The organism is Lutibacter sp. (genome assembly GCF_041596795.1).
In the GTDB taxonomy this organism is placed as follows: domain Bacteria; phylum Bacteroidota; class Bacteroidia; order Flavobacteriales; family Flavobacteriaceae; genus Lutibacter.
In genome coordinates, this window is the sequence record NZ_JBFHHX010000171.1 from 1 (window position 1) to 5,902 (window position 5,902).

Genomic DNA, 5,902 nt, shown 5'->3' on the forward strand with positions numbered 1-5,902 from the left:
TAAAAATGCGATAATTGTTGGGCCTACTTTTGCTGAATATGAAGATGCTTGTAAAATAAACAATGTTTCATATAGTTTTATTTCAAGAGGCGAAATTGAAACTACGAATTACGAAGATCATATTGTGTTTATTTGCAATCCAAACAATCCGGATGGTAAAATTTTAAGAATTGATGAAATTGAGAGGTTGCTTATAACATATCCAAAAGCACATTTTGTAATTGATGAAGCGTATTACGAGTTTACAAATAAACCGGTTTCAAGTTTATCATTAGTCAGTAAATATTCAAACATTACAATTGTTAGATCCTTAACCAAAACATTTACAATGCCTGGTTTAAGGCTTGGTTATGTTGTTTCAAATAAAAATTTTATAAATGAATTGTTACAAATAAAAATGCCTTGGAGCGTTAATAGTTTGGCAATAGCTTCGGGAAAATTTATTTTTGAAAATTACAATTCATTGAGTTTTAATGTTGAAGTATTAATGGAAGAAACCGAATTGTTTAAAGCCCAATTAAATGAATTAGACTTTTTAAAAGTTCAAGAGGGATATACATCGTATTTTTTGGTTGAACTTCAAAAGGGAACAGCTTCAAAATTAAAAGAATATCTTGTAAATGAACATCAAATTTTAATTAGAGATGCAACTAATTTTACAGGATTAAAAGGAGAATATATTCGATTGGCAGTTCAAGATAAATTAGCTAATAAAACATTAATCAAGGCACTTTTACAATGGAATTAATTTCACTTTATATAGTTATTACAGCTTTTGTGTTGGACCTTATATTTGGTGATCCAAGGTGGCTTCCGCATTTAATTGTTTTGTATGGAAACTTAATTTCAAAAGGCGAAAAACTATTAAATAAAGGTAATTTACGTTTTATAAAAGGGCTATTTTTAACATTGCTTTTGGTTAGTAGTTCATTTGTAATACCATATTTTATTATTTCTTATTTAAGCAATTATTCAGTATTTGGTGAATTTATTTTTTCGGTAGTATGTGTATTTTTTTGTTTGGCAAATAAAACACTTGTAACCGAAGGAAAAGCTGTTTTTAACACACTGCAAAATGAAGGTTTGGAAGCCGGAAGAAAAAGATTATCGTGGATTGTTGGTCGTGATACTACAAATTTAAACGCACAACAAATTAAAGTTGCAACCTTTGAAACTATGTCTGAAAATTTAAGCGATGGAATAATTGCTCCGTTGTTTTATTATGTTTGCTTTGGTGTTCCAGGAATTATGGCGTACAAAATGATTAATACCTTCGATTCTATGATTGGTTATAAAAACGAACGTTACGAACAATTTGGTAAATTTGCCGCAAAATTAGATGATGTTGCAAATTTTTTACCAGCTCGATTAACTGCCGTGTTAATTCTATTGGTAAAATTTAAACCAAACGGTTTGGGTTTTGTTTTTAAAGAAGGAAAAAAACATAGCAGTCCAAATGCGGGGTATCCAGAAGCAGCCTTGGCATATGTTTTAAATTGCCAGTTTGGCGGATCAAATTATTATGGTGGAAAATTTGTAGAAAAACCTTGTATTGGAAGCAATAATAGGCCAATTAACGACGATGAAATTACCAATGTTGCTATTATAAATTACGCGGCAAGTACGTTATTTATTGTAATTTATGCCTTTGTTTATTTATGGCTCAGTTTATAAAAAAAGTAATAATTGCAGGATCTTCGGGTTCTGGAAAATCAACAATAATTAATGCTTTAAATAAGCAAGGATACGATTGTTTTAATGAAGTTTCGCGCGATATTATTGTAAATGAGCAAAGCACAGGAGGCGATGGAATGCCTTGGGAAAATGTAGAGCGATTTGCACGGTTGGTTTTTGATGAAACAATAATTCGTTTTAAAAAGCAACCACTAAGTATTTTTAGCGATCGTAGTTTAATAGATACGATGGCTTATTTAGAATTTGCTAACAAACCTCTATTTGACGATTTAAAAAATCTCGATTTTAACAAATACTATCATCAAACTATATTTTTTGCATTGCCTTGGTCACATATTTATGTAAAAGATCCACAACGACCTGAATCTTTTGAATATCAATGGGAGCTTTCTAATAAGCTTATTGAATATTATAAAAATCATAATTTTAAAATAGTGTATTTGCCTTTTACTACGGTAGAGTTAAGGGTACAATTTATTATTAATAATCTAAAAGATATCTACTTTTAAATTTAAGATTATTTAATATTTTATTTATAGGATTACAATTTTATAATTTTTACATTTGCCCAGCTTTAGGTTTCTTATTTTATCATTTTAAAATTAGGAATTAAAAAGGGAATCTCGTGTAAATCGAGAACTGTACCCGCAGCTGTAAGCTCTATAAAAGCTTTTAACATTATGTCACTGTCAATAGTTTGATGGGAAGACGTTAAAAGTAGAGTAAGTCAGAAAACCTGCCTCAAAGCATTAAATATATACAAAACTTTCGGGAGTAAAAGTTGAAGTGTTTGAATACTTTCCAAAGTGTTTTCATGCTCTTTTTTATTTCCAATAAATTAAGAGTAATGAAAATAGAAAATTTTAACAATTCCTTTTTAAATAAACTATTCGAATTCGTTCGGATTAATGTGTCGGTTCATTTTTTTACTAAAAAAGCGTAATTATGAGTAAAAAAATAGCCATAATTGGGTTAGGATGGTTGGGTGAAGCTTTAGCTATATCACTAAATAAAAAAGGATACGAAATTTCGGGAAGTTCAACGTCTGCTGATGCTGTTTTAAAACTTTCAAAACATCCTTTTTATGTTGGAAAAATTGAACTTCAACCAACTAAAATTATTGGAGATTGGGATACATTTATTTTTGATTCAGATTATTTAATAATTAATATTCCTCCTAAAAGAATTGACAATATTGAGGAAATTTATTTCAATCAAATTTGTCAAATTACCAAAAACACTCCAAAGCATATTAAAGTAATTTTTGTTAGTTCTACGGCTGTTTATGGAGCAAGAGCAACTGCTATTACTGAATTAGATGAACCTTTACCTACAAAAGCATCGGGCGTTGCAGTTTTAAAAGCAGAAAATGAAATTACACGTTATTTTGGTGATAACGCTGCCATAGTAAGATTGGCTGGTTTAATTGGACCAGACAGGCATCCTGGAAAGTTTTTAGCAGGAAAAAGAGTGTTGAAAAATGCCGCTTCACAGGTGAATTTAATTCATAGAGATGATTGTATTGGTTTAATAGAAGCAATTATTGAAAAGAATTGTTTTGGTGAAATTTTTAATGGTTGCGCCACCAAACATCCAAAACGTGAAGATTACTATAAAAATGCAGCAAAGATTTTAAACTTAGAGCAACCTATTTTTGAATCCTCAGAAATTTCTTCAGAAAAAAAGATTATAGACAATTCAAAATCAAAAAAAGTATTGAATTACACCTATAAATTTGATGATCCGGAGGAAATTTTTAAAGTAAATACTGGAAAAATTTCAATTATTGGCGGTGGTCCAGGAGATTTAAAATTGTTGACTGTTAAAGCCTTAGAATTAATTGAAGAAGCTGAAATTATTTTACACGACAATTTAATTAGTAGTGAAATTTTAGCTATTAATCAAACGGCAGAAAAAATTTATGTTGGTCGAAAATATGGAGATCAACATTGCCAAATGGAACGCCAAGACAACATCAATCTTTTATTTAAAAAATATTTTAAACAAGGTAAGAAGGTAGTTCGTATAAAATCGGGTGATCCTTATATTTATGGAAGAGCCGGAGAAGAAGCTCGTTTTTTAACAAAAGAAAAAATTCCGTTTACCGTGGTTCCAGGTATTTCTGCAGCCTTGGCAGCGGCAAATAATTTCAATATTCCTATAACCGAAAGAAAAAAATCAAATGCAGTATTAATTTGTACGGCGCATACCGCCGATTATTCATTTGAACAATTAAAATGTATTGCTGAATTGTTAAAAGCTGGTAATTCGTTGGCCTTGTATATGGGACTAAAAAGTTTAGACAAATTAATTCCAAAATTAATTGAAGTTACAGGAGATTCTTCTATAACAATCAACGCAATTTCCAATGTATCAAATCAAAATGAATTGCTTTTAACATCAACCTTAAAAAATATTGAAGAAGATATTAAACGAAATCCATTGCCAATGCCAGTTGTATTTTTAATAGGTGTAAAACCAATTTAATAAATTATGAAGAAAGGAATTTTATTATGTGGTCATGGAAGCAGAACTAAATCGGGTACCGACGCTTTTAAAGAAATGGTTGAAGTATTGAAAAAAAGATATGTCGATTATGAAGTTGATTACGGTTTTTTAGAATTTAACCATCCATTATACGAAGCAGCAGTTGAGCGCATGTATGAAAAAGGAATTCGCGAAATTTACGCATTACCTATTATTTTATTCGCCGGATCGCACGCAAAAAACGATATTCCGTATGAGTTAAACACCTTACAATCATACCACCCCGATTTAACCATAAAAATGGGGAAACATTTAGGTGTTAGTACTTTTTTATTGGATTTGTCGCAAAAAATTCTGTTAGAAAAAGAACAAGAATTACCTGAAATTCCACGTAAAGAAACCGCTTTAATTGTTGTAGGTAGAGGAACAACGGATCCTGATGCAAATTCAGATGTGCATAAACTTTGCAGTATGCTTTGGGAAGGAATGGGCTATGGTTTTGCCACTGTTGGATATAGCGGAACTGCCTATCCAAGCGTAAAAGAGTCGTTAGAATTTGTTGAAAAATTAGGTTTTAAAAGAACCTATGTTATTCCGTTTTTCTTTTTTACAGGAATTTTATTAGAACGAATTTATAAAGCTGTTGAAGATTTTAATAAAAATTCAATCAATGAGTACATTTCAACAAAACCATTTGGAAAAGACGAATTGGTTTTAAAAGCTTTTGATGAACGTTTAGATGAAGCCATAAACGGAACGGGTAATATGAATTGCCAAGTGTGTAAATATCGCAAACAAATTGTTGGTTTTGAGCAAGAGCAAGGTAAAGATCAAATAGGACATCATTTAAATGTAAAAGGAATTTTATTTGAAGAAGATGACAAAGTTGGCGAGAAAAAAAGCATTTCAAAAAAAATAAAAAATATGTTGGGAATTTAACTTCCTTCTAATTGATATAATGAAAAGTAAATCAATAATATACGGAGTTTCATTAGGGCCAGGAGATCCTGATTTAATTTCATTAAAAGGACTAAAAGTTTTACAGGAAGCGAATAAAATTTACTATCCGGGTTCTTTGTTTAAAAACGGTGTAAAATCGAGCTATTCACTCAGTATTTTAAAGCATTACAATTTAAATGAAACAAAATTTGAAGGGTTTTATTTAGAAATGGATTTAGAACGAGTAAAAGTGAACAATTTATACGATGTAACTTTTGAAAAAATAAAAAAAGACTATGAAAATGGGTTAAAAATAGCCATTGTAAGCGAAGGCGATTTAAACACATTTAGTTCATTTTCGTACTTACTTGAAAAAATAAAAAAAGAAAATTTCAATGTAAAATTAATTCCAGGTATAACGTCTTATGCATTGGCTGCTTCAGAAAATTTAGAGCCTTTATGTTTACAAAATGAAAAGCTAATTATTTTACCAAGAGTTCAAACCGAAGAAGAGTTAGAAGAAGCCTTAACGCATTTTGATACCGTAGTTTTAATGAAAATTAAATCGGTAATGAACGTAATTAATAAGGTACTTTCAAAAGGAAATTATTCCATTTATTATTCTGAAAAATTAGGAACGCCAAATCAGTTTTTAAGTTCTAATTTAAAAGAAATCAACCAAAGAGATATTCCATATTTCTCTTTAATAACCATTAAAAAATGAAAATTACTGTAGCAGGTCTTGGACCAGGAGATAAAAATTATATGTTGCCTTTGGTAA

At 30.0% G+C, this 5,902-nt stretch carries 6 protein-coding genes and 1 riboswitch; all 6 genes read left to right on the forward strand.

Going from position 1 to position 5,902, the window contains the following annotated elements; genetic code table 11:
* The coding region (locus ABY298_RS14305) for a histidinol-phosphate transaminase (RefSeq protein WP_372746737.1) at positions 1 to 748 on the forward strand (748 nt) is incomplete at its 5' end.
* Positions 739 to 1,674, forward strand: a complete 936-nt coding sequence (gene cbiB / locus ABY298_RS14310; protein WP_372746738.1) for an adenosylcobinamide-phosphate synthase CbiB — start codon at positions 739 to 741, stop codon at positions 1,672 to 1,674. The genes ABY298_RS14305 and cbiB, both read left to right, overlap by 10 nt.
* Positions 1,659 to 2,204, forward strand: a complete 546-nt coding sequence (locus ABY298_RS14315) for an AAA family ATPase (protein WP_372746739.1) — start codon at positions 1,659 to 1,661, stop codon at positions 2,202 to 2,204. Before cbiB ends, ABY298_RS14315 begins: the two co-directional genes overlap by 16 nt.
* Before the next feature lie 50 nt (positions 2,205 to 2,254).
* Positions 2,255 to 2,454, forward strand: a riboswitch (cobalamin riboswitch).
* 186 nt (positions 2,455 to 2,640) lie between these two features.
* Positions 2,641 to 4,182 carry a uroporphyrinogen-III C-methyltransferase gene (gene cobA, locus ABY298_RS14320; protein ID WP_372746740.1) on the forward strand — a complete coding sequence of 514 codons (1,542 nt, stop codon included), beginning with the start codon at positions 2,641 to 2,643 and terminating at the stop codon, positions 4,180 to 4,182.
* Positions 4,183 to 4,188: 6 nt separating this feature from the next.
* Positions 4,189 to 5,121 (forward strand): sirohydrochlorin chelatase, encoded by a 933-nt coding sequence (locus tag ABY298_RS14325; RefSeq protein WP_372746741.1) that lies wholly within the window; start codon positions 4,189 to 4,191, stop codon positions 5,119 to 5,121.
* A gap of 19 nt (positions 5,122 to 5,140) precedes the next feature.
* Positions 5,141 to 5,845 (forward strand): precorrin-2 C(20)-methyltransferase, encoded by a 705-nt coding sequence (gene cobI / locus ABY298_RS14330; protein WP_372746742.1) that lies wholly within the window; start codon positions 5,141 to 5,143, stop codon positions 5,843 to 5,845.
* Positions 5,846 to 5,902: the final 57 nt, after the last annotated feature.

Bases quoted from the DNA above. Each gene is read 5' to 3' on its own strand.
- cbiB (WP_372746738.1), top strand. From the start codon at position 739: ATGGAATTAATTTCACTTTATATAGTTATTACAGCTTTTGTGTTGGAC.
- ABY298_RS14315 (WP_372746739.1), top strand. From the start codon at position 1,659: ATGGCTCAGTTTATAAAAAAAGTAATAATTGCAGGATCTTCGGGTTCT.
- cobA (WP_372746740.1), top strand. From the start codon at position 2,641: ATGAGTAAAAAAATAGCCATAATTGGGTTAGGATGGTTGGGTGAAGCT.
- ABY298_RS14325 (WP_372746741.1), top strand. From the start codon at position 4,189: ATGAAGAAAGGAATTTTATTATGTGGTCATGGAAGCAGAACTAAATCG.
- cobI (WP_372746742.1), top strand. From the start codon at position 5,141: ATGAAAAGTAAATCAATAATATACGGAGTTTCATTAGGGCCAGGAGAT.